A 17004-nucleotide genomic window follows, 5' to 3' on the forward strand; every position below is an offset into this window, starting at 1 on the left:
GCCCTTCCACCACGTGCCCCCGGCTCCACCGCCACTCCCCGCCGTCGTAGAGCTTCCACTGGAACGCCACCAGGTCGCCGGTCACAGTTCGTCCAGGGCCGAGGTATCGATCAGGTCGATCTCGTCCTGGAAGGCCAGAACGGTTGCGGCTCGCCTGATCTGCTCGGGGGTGGCGTTGAGCGGAACCATCGGGATGCACTTCCACGGGTGGGTGTTCACCACCGTCCAGGAGGACTCCGTAGGCAGGTAACCCCCGGGCTTGAAGTCCATCACGGTCCCCTCTCTACGGCTTCGGCCCCGCCGCGCTGGGCGGGGCCTGCCGTCCACATGCAGCCAGCATCATGGATGTGATGGTGCCAGTGTCGCAGGCAGCAGTGACAGGCGGCGGGTTACGAGATGCCCTGCGCGCGGGCGTTGGCGATGAGCGCCTTGACCCCGTTCACGTCGTAGCCAACGAGCTTCCCTGCGTTGCTCGTGCTGTAGCCGCCGTTCGGGCTGCACATGATCGGCTTGTTGCCGTAGCTGGTGGCCACGCACTCATGCGGCTCGATCACGCCGTCCTTGTCGAGGTCGGTGTTGGGGTGGTCCAATCCGAGGGCGTGCAGAATCTCGTGCGGGATCGTGTTCTTCAGGTGCACCTGGGTGATGGGCCACGACCCGTCCCAGTACTCCGAGTCGTAGATGACGAGGCCGCCGACTCCGAGGCCCTTCGGCTGATACGGGCAGGGCACGCCCTTCGACCAGCCCGGGGTGCCGACGGGCCGGTACCGCTCGGTGACCTGGATGTGGTTCTTGGGCCCGCATTTGTTGATGTCGACGGGTTCGACCCCGCCCACCGTGATGTGTAGCCCGGCGGCGTTGATCTGCTTGAGCGCCTCCGTGTAGTACGGGGCGTAGCGGGTCTTCATGGCCGCCGTCTCGAACGTGATCGTGTAGGTCGTCGAGGGGCTGGCGGCGTACACGCCGATCTGGCTGGTGAGCTTCCAGCCGCTGCCGGAAGTCTGCACGGTGGCGGCGGATGCTTGGGGCGCGAGGGCCACGGCGGCGGCGAGTGCGCCGGCTGCGGCGGTGGCGAGGGTTCTGCGCAATTGATCTCCTTATGAAGTTGTGGGGGGTCACGCATGGTGTGCGTGCTATTCGCCGATACCTGCCAGACGAACAGGCGGGGTGGATGGTTGCGGGTTCAATCAAGATTGTTTAAGCCGCTCCGCTTCTCACGCTAAAGAATCATGGGGTGACCCCTTGCGACATTGCCTCACCGTGAGGCATAGTCGTGAGTGTCAGGCAGAGGGAACAACCCGAAGCCACCGGAGAAGGAGCCTCCAATGACCGCCACCGAGATCGGCACCCAGGTCACCAACTACGACCTCCTCGGCGAGATCGAGGGCCTGTTCAACACCCGGCAGGAAGCCCACGAGGCAGTGCAGACCACCCTCAGCCAGATCATCGAGAACGACGGAGACGACGTGGTCCTGTCCCGACGCGAGATGAAGAACGGCTCCGGCCGAGTCATCGGCGAGTGGCTCACCGTGTCCACCGAAACCGCGCAGGAGATCCGCGACGCGATCGGCGACCAGGTCGCCATCGAGACGAACTGACCCCTGAGCAGTGAGTGGCCCGCCCCGGGTGCACGGGTACGGGCCACTCCGGCACGGAAGGAGCCCGCACCATGAGCGACCCTACCGAGCGTTGGACAATCACCGAAGTCGCCGAATTCCTCGGCGCCACCAGCACCGGAAGCGCGCGACGCACCCTCTCCCGCTGGGGAGTCCATGCGGTTGGACGACGCCCCGGACGCGGCGGCGAAAGCGAGTACGACGCCGCCCAGGTCCGCGACGCGCACGCCTCCCGCCCCGGACGCGGACACCGCACCGACCTCGCCAGCTAGCCCAGGATGCGGGCCGACGCGTCCTGTCGCAGCCTGGGCTTATGGCTGCGCCCGTCACCGTGTACCCGCCCGACGAGGACGGCGGGCGCCGTGTGCGCCTGGGTGACGCGATCCTCGGCCGCGCCCACGGGCCACAGGACCTCCTCGCCCTGTTGGAGCGGGCAGGCTGGGAGCCGGACGAGGTGGCCCTCGACGGGCCACTCATCGAGTGGCGGGGTGGCGGACCCGCCGTGTGGCGGCCTGACGGGAGCGACCGCCGATGGCCCCGGTAGTCGTCCACGCCCCCGATGCCGAGGGTGGCCGGCGCGTCGTCGCCCGAGGCCGGATCCTCGGCGTCGCCTACAACGCCATGGACGTGCTGGACCTGCTGGAGACCATCGGCCTGGAGCGGGCAGACGTGCGGCTCGACGACGCCGACCTCATCGACTGGCGCGGCGGCGGCTCGTATGAGTGGACGCCCAGTAGCCGGTAGCCTCACACGGCGGTGCCCCCGCCACTACGACTGGCGGGGGCACCATGCTGCGGTGGGGTCAGTGCTTCCGTGCTTCGAGGTGCATCTTGAACTCCTCGACCGCCTGCCGGTCCCTTGCGGTGAGCTTCACGTTCGGGTTGTTACCGCAGTGGGGCCCGACCGTGCCGGCTTCTTCGTTGCGCCGGTCGAGGGCGCGTTCAACCACGGCCGCCCCCGGTTCCATCCCGAGCGCGGCGCGTCGGGCGTCGAGGATCGGCAACAGCCCGTGCCGGTCAATCTCCTGGGCGCCCAACCGAACGGCCTGTGCCCGCTTGCTCGGCACGATGTCATAGTGCCAGCGGTAGTCGCGCTCGCTCTTCTTCTGGAACCACGACCGCTTCAGCCCGAGCCGAGCGGCGAACGCGTGCAGTTCCTCCTCGGTGTCAGCGGTCATGTGACACCAGTGCGTGTGCCGTAGCCCGCGCATCTTCGCGAGCCGCGTCCAGTCGCGGGTCTCATCCACGTAAACGGTCACACCTTCTCCTCTTCTTCTTCGTTGAGCCTGGCGGCGAGTTTCGCGGCGAGGCTGTAGGTGGGGTGGTCGTCGAGCTGGCGGCGGCGTCGGTTGTAGCGCTGGGTGGTGCGCGGGTCGGAGTGGCCGACAGCGTCTTGGACTCGTTCGAGGGGGACGCCTGCTTCGAGGCTGTCGGTGATGAAGCCGTGGCGCAGGGCGTGGGGCTTGATGGTTTTGGCTTGGGGGATGCCGGCTCGGCGGGCCAATACCCGCAGGTGCTTCCACACTTCGGGTTGTGTCCAGCGGCGACCGGTGTCGGTGGTGAACATGGGCCCGTCTTCGCGGCCGTCGAGGTACGTCAGCAGGGCGTCGAGGGCGAGCGGGGGTACGGGGGCGTTGATGCGCTTGCCCCGCTTCAGCGTGAGGGGCAGGGTGCGGTGGCCCCGGTCGTAGCCGATCTGGTCGGCGTTCAGCGACAGGATTTCGTCGACGCGGGGGCCGAGTAGGTAGAGCAGGGCGATGAGTGCGTAAGAGCGGGGGTTCCAGTCGCGGGCGGTCTGGATGAGCCTGCCGGTCTCTTCGGCGGTGAGGCCCTGCGTCGGGCTGTAGTCGGGATCGATGGTGGGACGTTGGACGTGGGTGAAGGGGTCGACGGTCATGGCTTGGACGCGGACGGCGTAGGTGTAGAAGCTCCCGGCCGCCGCCAACGCCTGTGCCTGTGCGGACGGTGAGAGTGTTCCGCCGCGCGGGGATGGGGTGTTGGTGAGGTGGTTGGCGTAGGCGTCCGCGAGAGGCAGCTTCACCTCGAGGGGGTGGATGCGGGAGGAGCGCGTGTACTCCTCCCAGCGCTTGAACCCTCGGCTGTAAGCCCGCCTGGTGTGGCGGGACTTCTGCCGAGCGATCCACGCCCCAGCAAGCGTCGGCAGTGGGTCGCGTTCGCCGTACAGCTCCGTGAGGTAGTCACGGAGCTGCTTCGCTTCGTCGGGCCAGTCGTCACGCGGATCACGGCGATCCGTCGAGACCTCCGCCGACTGACGCGGGACAAGGGCGGCGGACTCGTCGGTCACGGCGTCACTTCTTCTGACGCGCGATGGCGAGGCAGTCCTCACACCAGCGCTCGTCCTTCTTGTCGAGATTCAACGGGACATCCATCTTGTGGCCGCGCATGACGATCCCGTCCTCGTCGCTGCATGCGATGGGCTGGAACGTGGCATCCGGATCGGGGCCGACCGGCTTGTGCCAGACCAGTTCCTGGGTGCTGCCCCACTGCCCCTTCACCCGTTCTGAGACTGCAAGCATGTCACTCCTCCTTGTGTTGGATAACTGTCATTATCAACCATGCCGCTGGTTGATCGCCAGCACTTCAACGCAGCAAGGAGCCCCGCCTCGATGAGGCGGGGCTCCCGGTCGTCGGACTGGCTCAGGGAGTTCGGTGCGCCGTCCCGACCCCTCGGTTTACCGGGCGGCAAGCTTCGGGGCGCTCGTGTCCCACCCGGGCACGACCGTCGTCGGAATGCTCTCCTCGGACCAGAGCGCGAGCACGTTGGGGTTGTCATCCCAAGCATGTACCGGCACGTACCGTTCACGAATCCGGGAGAGGACGTCTCGCTTCACGTCATAGTCCGGCCGCCCGTCTCCGGCTGCGCGCATCCACATGGCGTCGGAGGGGACGTCGTGCAGAGCGAGCCACATGGCGGTGTGCGGCCGGTAGCGGACGGAACGGGCCGTGACCACCAAGACAGCGAGACCAGCGGCGCGGGCGGCGCGGGCGGCTTCGACGACATCCGTGTGGGGCGGGCAGTCCACGGACGCGGTGTGGAAGGCGTGGAATCCGCCGGGCCCATCGAGGAGGTGCCGGATGCTACGGACGTCGCACAGCGTGCCGTCCACATCGAAGATCACAGCCTCACGCATGATGCCCCCTGCCCCTCTCTCTGCTCGGCGCGCCGCCAAGCGCACGCCGAAGAGCCCCGCCCTCCCGGAGGAAGGCGGGGCTTCGAAGTCGCTCCCGGGATCCCACCCCGGGTTGGTTCGCCGTTCTGGCTCTTACTCGCGTTCGGGTGTGCACGCCCTCGCGGTTTCGGATCCATCTCAGCCGGGACGGCACCGGCGATCAACCCGATGCCCCTCGCCTGCACGAGGATGTGTTCAGGGTATCGCTCACGCGTGTTCGTCCGCTGGCATTTCCGGCGGGGCGTTGTCATGCCGCCTCGTCCGGCGGCGGCTCGACGGGAGCCTCGACGGAGAACGGGTTGTTGGACGGTGGCGGCGGCGGCTCCGGGGACGGTTCGGGTGGTGGGTCGACCCAGCCCATGTCGACCTGGGAGCCGAGGTCGGCGCCCGCCGGATCGGGGCGCGGGGTCACGGGGCGGGGCGGGTCATCGGGCATGGTCATACTCCAGTCCTGTTGTAGTCCTTGACCAAGTCGTGCGGCTCCGGTGGAGAACCCTGCGGGCTGCGCGCCCACCGGTACAGCTCATCCACCGTCCAGCTGAAGGCTCGCAGTACGGCCTCCAGCCTCGACTGCCGTGCCCGTAGCTGCCCGTTCTCCACGTCGACCCGCTCGACGGTGGCCTGAAGCACCGACAGGTCGGCGGTCCGCTTGGCCGGTTCCGCTGCGGCGAGCGCCGCCGCGCTCTGCGCTGCCGCGGTCGCGCTGGCCGCGCGCACGGTGGCCCGCGCCACGAAGATGCCCCCAAGGATGGTGCCGACCGTCCCGATCACCGACACCACAGCAGCCCATACCGTCACGCCGCACTGCCTCTCCGGCGCCGCGGCGGTGGGGGCACCGAGTGCTCGGGCACCGTGGCAGCCCACAGAATCACCCCGACATGCGAGGTCAGATACCAGATCGCGACATACGCGCCGCGAGAGTAGTCGCCACCGAGGACGGCAGCCATGTAGGCCGTAGCCCACACGATGGGGGGAACCAGAGCTGCCGCGAATCCGGCCCAGTCGCGGCCGACTCGCAGAAACGCGGAGCTGCCGGTCACGATCCCCGCCGTGATCCACAGCCACGCCCAGTGCCGGATGTCGCACACATTGGTCAGCAGCTCAAGGCCCTGCGTCGGCGGTGGATCGACAAGAAATGAGATCCCCCAGCACGTCTTGCCCGCACCGATGATGAGGAGGAACGCGCCGCGGCGGCCCAGGTGCCAGCGCAGCCGCCGGGCCGCCACATCCCACATCAGCCGGCCGTTGCCTCTCCGGAAGGAGCGGACGGCTTGGACGGGGTGACCTGTCCGCGGGTGAGGAGCGCGAGGCCGGCGAGGACGAGGCCGTTGACGGCGCCGACGGTCTCGGGGGCGACGTCGAAGCCGAAGGCGGCGGTGAGTGCGGCGACCGCGGCGACGAGGCCGGTGAACGCGTTGGGTGCGATGGGTCGGGTGACGGCGGCGGCCACCGCGGCGAATGCGGCGGATACGACGGCGACGATGGTGCCTGCCTGCTCGCCGGAGAGGCCGAAGTTGAGGGTGACGAGCAGTGAAAGCAGTGCGCTGACGCTGTTGATGACGAGTGCGGGTTCGCGGCCGAAGAGTCTCACGGCAGGATCCGTTCTGGAGAAGAAATGGTGATCGAGGGTTCCGGTTCAGGCGACCGTGTCGAAGCGGCCAGAGCCAAGCGCGGCGAGGGAGGTCATCCCGGGCACGCCATCGGCGTCAGCACCGGAGTAGCCGAGGCTCCGCTGGTATGCCGAGTAGCCGTTCTTGGTGGGCACGTCGAAGATGCCCCTGATGAAGGAGCCCTTGGCGAGCTTGCTCTTGGCGACGAGCGCGTCCTGCACGCGGGCGACGTCGTCCGCGTAGCTCGCATGCTTCTTCTCGTCGGCCATGGCGTGAGTGGCCCCGTACACGACGGCCTTCAACGACACCTTCGGCAGGGACGGCGTGGGCCCTCCGCCCTTGGCGGCGTTGAGGATTGCGGCCATGGGGAAGGCGCCGGGGTCGCCGTGGTCGTTCTCGGGGACGTGCTGGTGTCCGCAGTGCCCCTTGAACCGGTTCCAGGTGGCGCCGGACATGCGGACACCCGAGTTGCCGTAGGAGCCGGGGTACGCCTTGAACGTGAGCCCGGAGGACAGCGGCACGCCGTGCTTGTCGTGGGCCCATTTCGCGAATGCCCCGAGGTCGCGGATCGCCCAGTCGGGCAGGTCAGCCATGTACAGATGGGCGTAGCCGGCCCTCTTCCACTTCGCGTGGGTGCCCGGGTCGCAGGTGCCGACGACCTCGACCTGGCAGACGTTGAGGGTGTTCGTCTCCACGCCGCCCGCCTTGTTGACGAGGGCTCGGGCGGAGGTGTCGAAGTCGAAGTGCTGGTACCAGACCAGCTTCTTCTTCGCGAAGTCCGGCTTCGCCGTCAGGTTGGGCGCCGAGGTGCCGCCGCCGTAGGAGGGCAGGGACGTTCCTTCGGTGCTGTGCCAGACGATGACGTTGGTCTCCATCGACGAGCCGGGGTAGCGGTTGCCGTACCAGTACGACGTGCTTGCGCCCGCGTACTTCTGCGGGCCGGTCTTGGCCATGGGGACTCCAGGCATGAGAAAGGCCCCGACTCGCGGCGGGGCTGGTGAGAGAGGGGTGCTTCGGGGCGCCCCGAAGTGTGCAGGTCAGAGGCTGTAGTACAGCCCATTGAAGCTCACCCAAGGCGGCTGGATCTTCGGGTTGGCCGTGGAGGTGGTGGTGCCGACGATCTGTATGTGCCCGCCAGGCTGCGCATCGATCTTCACGGAGAGCACGTCCGAGTTGGTGGTGGAGCAGGCGCCCGTCACGGTGCGCAGGTCCGTCGGCCTGGCCGAGGTGGGCAGCGCGCTGGCGGTGATGACACCGCTGTTGGGAATGACGGACGGCGACCCGCTGTACGTGATGCCGACCCCGCCGCGCAACATCACCGTCGGCTCACCGAAGAGCGACACCACCCGGTACTGCAAGGTCCCGTTCGAGTTGCCGTCGTGCGTGAAGCCGGACGCCAGGCTGACGGTCGCCCACGAGGACGTGCCCGCGGCGAGGACGACCCAGCCGGCGCCGTCATAGCCGGTGAACAGCTGCTCCGAGGCGAGGAACGCGACCATGCCCGCTACCGGCGAGGTGATGGTGGCGTTGCGGTCCGCGGCGTTTGTGAACCGCATGACGGACCTCGGTGTGAGGGCGTCGACGATGCCCTTGGTGCCGACGCGCAGGTCGGGGGTGTCGCCGTTGTCGAGCCAGGGGACGTCCTGGTCGTAGTCGTCGGTGCCGGGCAAGGGGGCCTCCTACATGATGCGGGTGGCCCGCATCCACGAGCCGAGGCCCACGCGGGCCGCAGTGGCATTGCTGGCGTTCTGCGCCCAGGAGAGGGCGCAGGTGCCGCCGGTGACCGTGGAGACGGTGCCGGTCTCGACGGCGTACACGAGGTTGCTGAAGACGTTGCGCCGGCCGTATACGACGGCGGTGCCGTAGCCGTGGCTGCCGGCCCGCATGTTGATGTCGTCCGCCCCGGAGTCGGTGGCTGTCGACGCCGGGCCCTGTACGCCTTTGAGTCCGATGGCGTCGCCGGGCACGGTCCACGCGGTTTTGATGAGGCCGGCGGTAGGGCCGCCGACGAACAGGTGAAACTCGATCAGGTATGTCGAGCCCGCGTCGAGGGCCATCGTCAGGTCGGGATCGTCGGCCAGGGTCGTGGTCGATGCCCGGTCGGTGTGGGCCGCCTTGTAGCGGGGCGGCATGGGTGCGCCGAGCGCTCTTGCCGCTGAGGCGGTGAGCCCGAGGGCCAGCCAGTTGCCCGCCGAGTTCTGCGTCAGCATGATCTGGTCGCCCACAAGAGGCTGCGGGTAGGAGCCGTCGATACGGCGGGCCCGCACGTCGCCCACATCGACGGTGCCGTCAGTACCGACCGCAGTGACGACGCCGATGCGCCAGTCGGCGCCGCGCACACTGGGGGCGGTCTGGCCCGCGGAGACGGCGGCGCCTCTGATGGCGGCGGCTACCTGCCGGCTGGTGGCCTCGCTCACGAGTCCTCCCGTCCGCCGATGCAGGCGACGCCGAACTCGCCGCCAGCCAGGTCGAGGCTGAAGCTCTCGACCTGGAGGAGGTCGCGGTCGCCGTTGGCGTAGGTGACGCGGAGGATGTCGCCCGGCTCCAGGCACGGGTTCGGCACGCTGGACAGGTCCGCAGTGGCGTTCGGCTTCAGCGAGTCCCGCAGGAGCTTGTTGGCGGCGGCCTGCGCGAGGTTCGTCGTAGTGAGCGTTGCCGACGAGTAGAAGGTAGGCACCCTGCCGAACGACCCATACACGTAGGTCGGCGAGGTGGGATCCTCATCCGCGGCGTAAGCCGAGACCGGCGGCGTATCCTCCTCGGTGTTCTCCCCCGTCGCGACGACCCAGTTGTACATGCCGTCCCGGGAGTAGCCGCGGGACGCGGAGACGAGCGCCCCGCGGTCGCCAGCGTCGACCTCCCACGAGATTGCCGCCGTCAGCATGTCGGGCAGCTCCCGAACGATGAACTGGCCGTCAGGGTCCGCGTACAGCTGGGCGCCGATGGCGGTCGCGCATTCGACGGCCGCCGCCCACCGGTCGCCTTCTGCGTCCCAGGTGCGGACCCCCACGACCTGGTCCGTCGCGTAGTTGACGATGACGGCGCCGGGGATCGCGCCCTGGATGAGGCCGGTGATGGCGGTGACCGCCGACGTTCCGCCGCGGGTCGAGTACGCCGCCACGAACTTGTCGTCGGCGACGACCGCCTCGAGGCCCGACGCTTTGATGTCCACCGGCCCGTAGTCGGGGTCTCCGTCGACCGCGTCCACCCGCCCGAAAAACACCGGCACCAGCTCGATGTGGCCGTCGCCGTACCGGATGCCCCGCTCGATGCGCAGACGCGACCCGTAGATGGCCAGCTGCTCCGTCGGCGTCCTCGGGATGAAGGATGTGTCGGGCACGGTGACGGAGGCGGTGCGGCGCACAGCTTGGGACCGGTCGACCGTCACCGAGCCGGCCGTGTGCTCCAGCTCCACCACCGTGCCGTCCGTGCGGTGGAGCTGGACGACGGTGACCGGCGCGTGGGACTCCACCAGCGTCGGCAGGAACCGGTCCGACGGAGGCGGGTACACGTCACATCCTCCTGTCGATGGCCAGGTCGAAGACGGTGGCGTACCGGTCCAACACGTCGTAGCCGGTGGCGTATTCGAGGACCACGTCGTAAACGGTCCAGTGAGCGCTGCCGGCCTGCCCGCCGGTGGGCATGTCCACCTCGGTCATGGGCAGCGTCCATTCCCGCCACGGCTCGGTTGCAAGCGGCACCACGCGGGGGAACTGGGTCTCGGCGACGGCGACGTACACGTCGGTTTCGCCCGACCCTGGCGGGCACCGCCACAGCAGGACGTTCCCCGTCGACAGGAGGAAGCGCAGCGTTTCTCGCTGCTCGTCCGTCTCGGTCCAGCACAAGAGGTCCCCGGTGCGGGAGCCTCGCGAGTCGGACAGGATGACCGGGGTGGCACGTCCGCGCACCTGGAAGGCGGTCTGCTCGATGGCCTGCTTCCACTCCGGTGCGCTCTTGACCAGCACTCGCAGCCCGATGCCCGGTCTGCCGGGGTCCGTGAGCCACGTGTAGTTGCGGTCGCCGGGGTCGAGGGTGACTTCGCTGGTGGTGCGGTAGGAGCGTCCGGTGCCGTCCGGCCACACGGTTTCGATGCGGTAGTAGACCGGCACGCCGAGGGGTGCCTCGTAGTCCTCGACGATGAGGCTGTCGGTGTCGACCACGGTCGTGCCGTCGTACAGCCCGTCAGGGCCGCGCACATGGCGGCGGATCCCGTCGGGGGTGACGCGCCACACCGTCAGGAGGGTGCCGGGCTCGAGCTCGCGCAGCACCAGCTGTGTCGACGCCGACTCGGGGAAGGCTTCGACGGTGGCTGTGGCCACGGTCTGCCACAGTGCCGGGCGGTCGATCTGGAGGATGCTGCTGGTCGAGGTGGCGGCCAGTGTCACCTCAAGCTGCGCTTTCACCGCCCCTGCGGGGGCTGTCTGGTCGGTCCATCGGGACCACCAGTCGGGGGTGTCGACCGGGTCCGCCACGCTGGCCGTGGTGGAGATCAGGGTGTCGGAGGCGTCGAACCAGCGGATCCCAAGCGTCATGTTCCAGCCGCCTGCCGCGACCTTCGTGTAGATCTCGTGACGCCAGTTCTGCCCGGCGGCGTCACCGACCGGGTAGATGCCGGAGCGGATGACGCTGGTTGTAGCCGTCGCCGAGGTGACCGTCAGGCTGTAGTAGTCGTAGAAGTGCTGGGCTCCCCACGGTGTGGAGCGGGCCAGGGTGGCGGCGCCGGAGGCGACGGTCCAAGCGCCGATGCCCATCTCGAAGTCCCAGTCCGCCATGGGCAGGACGTTGCCGGTGCGGAGAGACGGCGACCGGGACGCTGTGATCGGGCCGACGAATACGCCCTCGATACGCGTCACCTGCCCGGCGCTGGCGCCCGTGATGCCCACCGCCACGCTTGCGGAGGCGGCGTTGGAGGGTGCGACGGCGGACGTCAGCTGGCGGTACAGGCCGGTCCCCGGCGGGGCGAGCGTCGACCGGTGCGCGGACAGCTGTGTGCCCGTCGCGTCGTAGAAGCGGAGCTCCACCCACACGCTGCTGCCCGATGTGGGCGGCCCGAGGTAGGAGAGGGCGACGTATTCGACGCCGGGTGTGATGGGTGGCTGCTCCGTGCACAGGGCGCTGGCGTTGCCTGCTCCGGTGGTGGTCAGCGCGATCTGGCAGCCGCCAGCGCCATAAAAGTCCGCTGCCCAGATGGATACGGGAGCGATCCGCGACACGGTGCAGCCCGCTTCCGCAGCCCAGCCGGAGACGTCGACCTCCCCGCCCGCTTCCGCGTTGAAGGACAGCAGGTTGCCTGTGTAGCGCATCGGCAGGCCCAGGTACACGTTCTCCCAGTAGTGGAGCACCAGGGCGCCGCTGACGGTCGCTGACAGCAGCACCTGGGCGCGCACCGTGCCGACCGGGGCGTAGCCCGCCACGCTGACACGGTGCCAGCTGGCGGACGCTGTCGCTGTCGTCGGCGACCAGGTGACGCTGATTTCCGTCCCGGCCACGTCGAGCCAGCGGATACCGATCCGCTCCGCCTGGGTGGACGCACTGGCGTCAGCGAACGTCCAGTACAGCTCGCCGGCTGTCACCGGTACCGACGAGAAGGCGCGGGCTTGCATCTCGCCGGCCGCCACGGATTTGACGGCGAGGACGGCGGCGCCGACCCGGCCGCCGGAGCCGAGCAGCAGCGTGCAGTTGAGCTTGGCCGCCCAGCCGGAGCCGTTCGGTTCGATCGACGAGGTGGTGACGCTGAGGAGGTTTCCGTCGATTGCCACAGGTCACCTCCCGGCCCGTGCGCCCAGCGCCGTCAGCAGCTCGCCGTTGCCGCGCCGCACCTCGGCGCGCGCGATATCTGTGATCTCCCTGTCGCCCACGAACACGGACACGTGCAGGTCTCCACCTGTGTCCGAGGTGGCCGCCGCGGTGGAGATGTCGCGCCACTGGGCGGCGGTGAGGATGGCTTCCGGCTGGCCGGTGCCGTTCATCGCCATGGTGGCGCCGGGCTGGAGCCAGCCGCCTGCGTCGTACCAGTGCGGGCTACGCGACTTCCATTTCGACCAGGCCCTCGACGGGCTGCCGTAGTCGGGGCGGTGCTTGATGTAGCCGAGGCCCCACTTGATCTGCGTGGCCGGGTTCGTTTTCCAGTCCGCCCCAGCGGACCGCATCTTCCGTCCCGGGAGCGCCTGCGGGATGCCGTAGGCGTCGCTGGACGGGTTGTCCGCGTTCCAGCGCCAGCCGCTCTCCTTCTGCCACAGGGATTTCAGCGATGGCCACTGCTTCTGCGACCAGCCGAACTCGCCCAACATCTGCCGGGCTGTGGCCTGCGCTGCGGCAACGGACTTGCCGCTCGTGCCGCCACCACGAGCCGGAAGGTAGCCGTACCAGTTCGACCCGAACAAGGAGCTGTTGTAGCCGCGTGCGCGGGAGCCGACAACGACACCGTCCCCGCCACGCGACTCGATTTTGGTCCCGGCCAGGGTTCCGGCCGTGTGCCCCTTGCCCCGGTTTGTGATGCCGATCTTGTAGGGGCTTTGTGCGTGGTACTTCCACCCTGCGGGTGCGCGCTTCCCCTGGAAGGAGAAGGTCGACCACAACCTGCCCTTGGGGTTCTTGCCCTGGATGACTTTCTGGGTGCTCGACAGCAGGCCGGAGCAGTCGAAGCTGGGGTTGCCCGCGCCGCCCCACTGGTAGGGCTTGCCTGCCTGCTTCTTGACCCACTTCAGGGCGCGGGCGACACCGGGGCTGCCGCCGCCGCCCATCTCGCTGTCCTCGCTGCCCTTGATGGCAGCGAGTGCCTCGTTGAGGATGCCGGTCGGCACGGCCTTGCCCAGTTGGCCCCAGCCGCTCGTCCCGCCAGGGATCTTGTTGATGAGAGATCGGAGCGGCTTGGCTGCCGCGCTGGCAGCCTTGTAGACCCCGCCGAGCGCGGCGTCTTTCAGTTTGCTGAGGCCCTTGCCTACGGCGCCCGTGACGGCTTTGGCTCCGCGTCCGAGGGCGCCGACGGTGTTGTCGAACCAGCCTCCGTTGGCGAAGCCCAGTACTCCCCCGCGGGCGGGCACGGGGCCGCCTGTGGCGAAGGCCCGCCCGCGTGCCGCCGTGCGGAGTGACTCGACGGCGCCGTGCCCGCCGGCGCCCTGTACTTCTCGGGCGGTCCACACGTGCTCGCCGCGGGACAGCCGTGCGGGAATGCTGTCGGAGGTGGCACTGCCCGGACCGTTGACGGGGCCGCCTGTGGCGAAGCCCTTCGGCTTGTAGGCGGGCAGCTTCTTGATGGGAAGGACGGATGCGGCGGTATTCCAGAGACCGCGGACGCCCTTGTTGTAGACGACGTCGATGACCCATTTGATGGGTTTCTTCGTCAGGTCTTTGATCTTGTTCCAGGCTTTGCCGATCGCGGTCTTCGCTTTGTCGAAGGCGGTCGCGACCAGGTGAACGCCCCGTTTCAGTGCGTTGAACGCAGGCTTGATCCCCTTGTTCCACACCGACGAGATCACGGCTTTGATGGCGTTCCAGACGGGGCGGACGATCTTGTCTCGCAGCCACCTGAAGACCGCGCCGAGAGCCCGCAGACCAGCCTTGATGGCGTTCCACACCGGCTTGAGTACCGTGTTCCACAGCCACCGTCCGAGCCAAGCGATGCCACGCATCGCGGGCTGGACGACGCTGCGCCACAGCCAGCGGAACACCACGCCCAGCGCACGGATCCCGGCCTTCATCGCACCCCACACGGGCTTGAGCACCGTGTTCCAGAGCCAGCGGCCCAGCGCGGCAATGCCACGGAACGCGGGCCCGATGGCGACCCGCCACAACCAGCGGGCCACTGCCGCGAGCCCGCGGAAGGCGAGCACGATCGGCCCGACGATCAGGACCGCGATAATGATCGCCAGCCACTTTCCGATCGTGACGATCCCCCGGAACGCCGGGCCGATCGCGTTCACCCACAGCCAGCGAGCGGCAGCACCGATGGCACGTATCGCCGTCGTGATCGCACCAAATATGACCTTCAGCACGGCCCAGGCGACGGAGATTGCGGTCTTGATGCCGCCCCACACGGCCATGGCAATGCCCTGGAAGAACCGGAACGCAGGCCCGAGCTTGGACACGAGCCACCCAACAAGCTGGGCCACCCAACGGATGACGGTGGCCAGCCCTTGCGCGAACACCGCGATGAGGAACGTTGCGATCTTGATGATGGGTGGCAGCAACCACGACAGCAGGCCGATGCCCAGCTTGAGCGCCATCGCGGTGAGCTTCACCAGGGCGGGCAGCAGCGGAATGATCGCGACGAACATCTGCATCCACGCGTCAATGAGCTGCTTGAACGACGGCATGAGCGCCGCGAGGACCTGGAGTGCCAGGCGAACGAGAAGCCCGACGAGTTCCACAATGACCGGCATGAGCGGCTTGAGCGCCACCATGGCCTGCTGGACGAGGATGACGAAGACGTCTGCGAAGACCTTCGCCAGGACGCCAATGATCTGGACGAGTGGGGCGAACAGCGGTGCCAGGGCGCCGAAGATCTGCCCGAACATTTTGCCGAGCATCCCGATGTACGGCACCAAAGCCTTGATGATCATCGTGAGGGGTCCGACGAGGACCTTCACCAGCTGCACGATGATGCCGATAACGGGACGGAGGACCGGCATCAGAGCCGAGATGATCGAGGCGATCAGCTTGCCGATAGGCCGCAGCAGCGGCATGACTGCCGCAACAACTTCCACCAGAACATCGCCCAGCAGTCCGACAACCGGCAGCAGCGCCTTGATGATCGGCATCAGTGCGGCGCCCAGCTCGCCCGCCAGCTTCGCCAGTACCGGGCCGAGCTTCGCCGCCAAGTCTCCGATCACAGGCGCGATCGCCGCCAGCAGCGGCATGACCGCCTTGATCAATGCGCCGATCACCGGGGCGATAGCGCCCGCGATCTGCGCCACCGCGGCGAAGACCGACTTCAGCGCGGCCTGCACTTCCGGCATGGCGGTGATGCGGCGGATCTCCGCAACTACCTCGCCGATGACACCCAGGATCTGACCGCCCGCCGACGCGGCGGACTTCATGATGTTGCCGACCGCGCCGAACGCGTCCGCGAGGATGCCGCCGACCTGCTCCAGGATGTCGAAAGCCGTGCCGATGGCCTGCTCCAACTGGCCCGACTTGAACGCGCCGGTGAGCTTCGCCGAGATGCGGTCCGCGAACCCGCCGGCCTGCACCAGCAGCCGCTCGAAGCCGGGCTGCGCCGCCACCGAGAGCTGCCCGAACGCGGTGACCATCTGGCCCGGAATTCGGCGCAGGGCCGCGAGGTTGCGGTTCGCGCCGGCCAGGATCTGCGACAGCATCCCCGTCTTCTGAAGGTTCGCGACCGCGTCGAGGGCAGACTTCGCCATCAGGTTGAGCTGCGTCGCTGTACCTGTGAGCCCCTGCTTGAGGGTGGGGATCGTGGAACGCCCCAGCGACGAGATGCGGGAGTCGAGCCCTGCGAACAGGGCGTTCTGCACGCCGAGGCGCATGCCGTCCCAGGCTGGGGCCAGGCCCCGGATCGCGTTGACGAAACTCCTCGCGTTCGGGGCGAGGTTCGCCATCGCCTGGTCCAGGGCAGACGTCTGCGCCGCAGCGGCGGCCTGGGCAGCGGCGAGCGCGGCGGACGCCTCCGCTACGGCGCGCTGCGCGTTGGCGATCTGCCGCTGCCCGTCCCGGCGGGCCTTGTCCACGCCGGCCTGCGCCTCGGCCAGACCGCGCTGAGCGTCGGCAACGGAGCGGGCGCCCTCAACGGCAGCCTGGTCGGCGGACCGGCGGGCAGCGGCAAGAGCACGCTGCCGGTCGCCTACGGTCCGGTCGGCCGATGCGATCCGCTCGCGCGCGGCCCGCACCTGCTCGGAGCCGTCGACGCCCGCCTTGTTGGCGGCGGCGACATCCGTCTTGAGGTCTTTGTAGTCGCGTCGCTGTTCGGCGAGGTTCGCTTTGGCTCTGTCGAAACTGAGCTGTGCCTGCTCGCGCTGGAGAGAGCTCGCCTTGGGGTCGGCGAGGATTTTGTTGAGGTCCTGCTGGGCCTGCTTGAGGCGGAGTGTGGCCTCACGCTGGTCGAGCTGCCCGTCCTGGAGGCGTTCGTTCATTTCCGCGAGGGAGCGGGTGGCGTCGCGGCGGGCCTCCGTCAGGTCCTGCTGTGCGTCGCGGGCCTCCCGCTGGGCGTCCCGCAGGTCCCGCTCGGCGTCACGGACGGACTGTTGTGCGTCTCGCTGCCGCTGCGCCGACTCCTGCACGGCGTCGGCGAGGGCACGCTCGGCGTCGACGACAGCCTGCTGGGCCGCCTTGACCCGCTCGGCGGCCTGCACCCGGGCGTCGGCGACACCGCGCTGCGCATTGGCGAGGGCCCGCTGTGCGGACTCCACCTGGCGCGTCGCGGTGGCCGCCGCCTGGGCGTCCTTACCCGAGTCGTCGAACGCCGCCTTGAACGCGTCGCCGACGCCGCTGAGCCCGAGCTTGAGGGCTCCGGCGGCGGCGCCGACGGTCGCCAAGGCAGGGGCCGCCGCAGCCGCAGCAGCGGTCGCGCCGGCCAGATGGGAGACCACCGCGACCTCGGCGAGCTTCCCCACGCCCGCCAGTGCGGCGC

20 protein-coding genes are annotated in these 17004 nt (G+C 68.8%); 4 read left to right on the forward strand and 16 right to left on the reverse strand.

The window, feature by feature from the left end:
- Positions 1 to 81: 81 nt before the first annotated feature.
- On the reverse strand, positions 82 to 270 hold the full coding sequence (locus OHB04_RS02190) for a hypothetical protein (RefSeq protein WP_326806622.1): 189 nt from the start codon (positions 268 to 270) through the stop codon (positions 82 to 84).
- Between the two features lie 119 nt (positions 271 to 389).
- Positions 390 to 1088 (reverse strand): hypothetical protein, encoded by a 699-nt coding sequence (locus tag OHB04_RS02195; protein ID WP_326806623.1) that lies wholly within the window; start codon positions 1086 to 1088, stop codon positions 390 to 392.
- Between the two features lie 237 nt (positions 1089 to 1325).
- Here OHB04_RS02195 and OHB04_RS02200 point away from each other — a divergent pair, with 237 nt between their 5' ends.
- From OHB04_RS02200 to OHB04_RS02215, 4 genes are all read left to right on the forward strand, one after another.
- Positions 1326 to 1598, forward strand: a complete 273-nt coding sequence (locus OHB04_RS02200; protein WP_326806624.1) for a hypothetical protein — start codon at positions 1326 to 1328, stop codon at positions 1596 to 1598.
- A 71-nt stretch (positions 1599 to 1669) separates the two neighbouring features.
- Positions 1670 to 1888 (forward strand): hypothetical protein, encoded by a 219-nt coding sequence (locus OHB04_RS02205; RefSeq protein WP_326806625.1) that lies wholly within the window; start codon positions 1670 to 1672, stop codon positions 1886 to 1888.
- Positions 1889 to 1929: 41 nt separating this feature from the next.
- On the forward strand, positions 1930 to 2160 hold the full coding sequence (locus OHB04_RS02210) for a hypothetical protein (protein WP_326806626.1): 231 nt from the start codon (positions 1930 to 1932) through the stop codon (positions 2158 to 2160).
- On the forward strand, positions 2148 to 2360 hold the full coding sequence (locus OHB04_RS02215; protein ID WP_326806627.1) for a hypothetical protein: 213 nt from the start codon (positions 2148 to 2150) through the stop codon (positions 2358 to 2360). Before OHB04_RS02210 ends, OHB04_RS02215 begins: the two co-directional genes overlap by 13 nt.
- 58 nt (positions 2361 to 2418) lie before the next feature.
- Here OHB04_RS02215 and OHB04_RS02220 read toward each other — a convergent pair whose 3' ends face one another.
- From OHB04_RS02220 to OHB04_RS02285, 14 genes are all read right to left on the reverse strand, one after another.
- Positions 2419 to 2862 (reverse strand): DUF4031 domain-containing protein, encoded by a 444-nt coding sequence (locus OHB04_RS02220; protein ID WP_326806628.1) that lies wholly within the window; start codon positions 2860 to 2862, stop codon positions 2419 to 2421.
- An 8-nt stretch (positions 2863 to 2870) separates the two neighbouring features.
- Positions 2871 to 3920: a tyrosine-type recombinase/integrase gene (locus OHB04_RS02225; RefSeq protein ID WP_326806629.1), complete on the reverse strand. Its 1050-nt coding sequence runs from the start codon at positions 3918 to 3920 to the stop codon at positions 2871 to 2873.
- Positions 3921 to 3924: 4 nt separating this feature from the next.
- Entirely contained in the window at positions 3925 to 4152 is a 228-nt protein-coding gene (locus OHB04_RS02230; protein ID WP_326806630.1) for a hypothetical protein, read from the reverse strand.
- A gap of 156 nt (positions 4153 to 4308) precedes the next feature.
- Positions 4309 to 4767, reverse strand: coding sequence for a phosphatase domain-containing protein (locus OHB04_RS02235; RefSeq protein WP_326806631.1), 459 nt, complete (start codon positions 4765 to 4767; stop codon positions 4309 to 4311).
- Between the two features lie 286 nt (positions 4768 to 5053).
- A complete protein-coding gene (locus OHB04_RS02240) occupies positions 5054 to 5248 on the reverse strand; it encodes a hypothetical protein (protein WP_326806632.1) in 195 nt (64 codons plus the stop codon).
- A complete protein-coding gene (locus OHB04_RS02245) occupies positions 5245 to 5604 on the reverse strand; it encodes a hypothetical protein (protein ID WP_326806633.1) in 360 nt (119 codons plus the stop codon). Before OHB04_RS02245 ends, OHB04_RS02240 begins: the two co-directional genes overlap by 4 nt.
- Entirely contained in the window at positions 5601 to 6041 is a 441-nt protein-coding gene (locus OHB04_RS02250) for a hypothetical protein (protein WP_326806634.1), read from the reverse strand. Before OHB04_RS02250 ends, OHB04_RS02245 begins: the two co-directional genes overlap by 4 nt.
- A complete protein-coding gene (locus OHB04_RS02255; RefSeq protein ID WP_326806635.1) occupies positions 6041 to 6397 on the reverse strand; it encodes a hypothetical protein in 357 nt (118 codons plus the stop codon). Before OHB04_RS02255 ends, OHB04_RS02250 begins: the two co-directional genes overlap by 1 nt.
- Before the next feature lie 45 nt (positions 6398 to 6442).
- Positions 6443 to 7369, reverse strand: coding sequence for an N-acetylmuramoyl-L-alanine amidase (locus OHB04_RS02260; protein ID WP_326806636.1), 927 nt, complete (start codon positions 7367 to 7369; stop codon positions 6443 to 6445).
- An 84-nt stretch (positions 7370 to 7453) separates the two neighbouring features.
- Positions 7454 to 8086: a hypothetical protein gene (locus tag OHB04_RS02265; protein WP_326806637.1), complete on the reverse strand. Its 633-nt coding sequence runs from the start codon at positions 8084 to 8086 to the stop codon at positions 7454 to 7456.
- A 9-nt stretch (positions 8087 to 8095) separates the two neighbouring features.
- Positions 8096 to 8833, reverse strand: coding sequence for a hypothetical protein (locus OHB04_RS02270; protein WP_326806638.1), 738 nt, complete (start codon positions 8831 to 8833; stop codon positions 8096 to 8098).
- Entirely contained in the window at positions 8830 to 9927 is a 1098-nt protein-coding gene (locus OHB04_RS02275) for a DUF5047 domain-containing protein (protein ID WP_326806639.1), read from the reverse strand. The genes OHB04_RS02270 and OHB04_RS02275 overlap by 4 nt, the downstream gene beginning before the upstream one ends.
- A gap of 1 nt (position 9928) precedes the next feature.
- Positions 9929 to 12175, reverse strand: a complete 2247-nt coding sequence (locus tag OHB04_RS02280; protein WP_326806640.1) for a hypothetical protein — start codon at positions 12173 to 12175, stop codon at positions 9929 to 9931.
- 3 nt (positions 12176 to 12178) lie between these two features.
- Entirely contained in the window at positions 12179 to 16726 is a 4548-nt protein-coding gene (locus OHB04_RS02285; RefSeq protein WP_326806641.1) for a hypothetical protein, read from the reverse strand.
- Positions 16727 to 17004: the final 278 nt, after the last annotated feature.

Origin of the sequence: Streptomyces sp. NBC_01775, from assembly GCF_035917675.1 — a bacterium.
GTDB lineage: Bacteria > Actinomycetota > Actinomycetes > Streptomycetales > Streptomycetaceae > Streptomyces.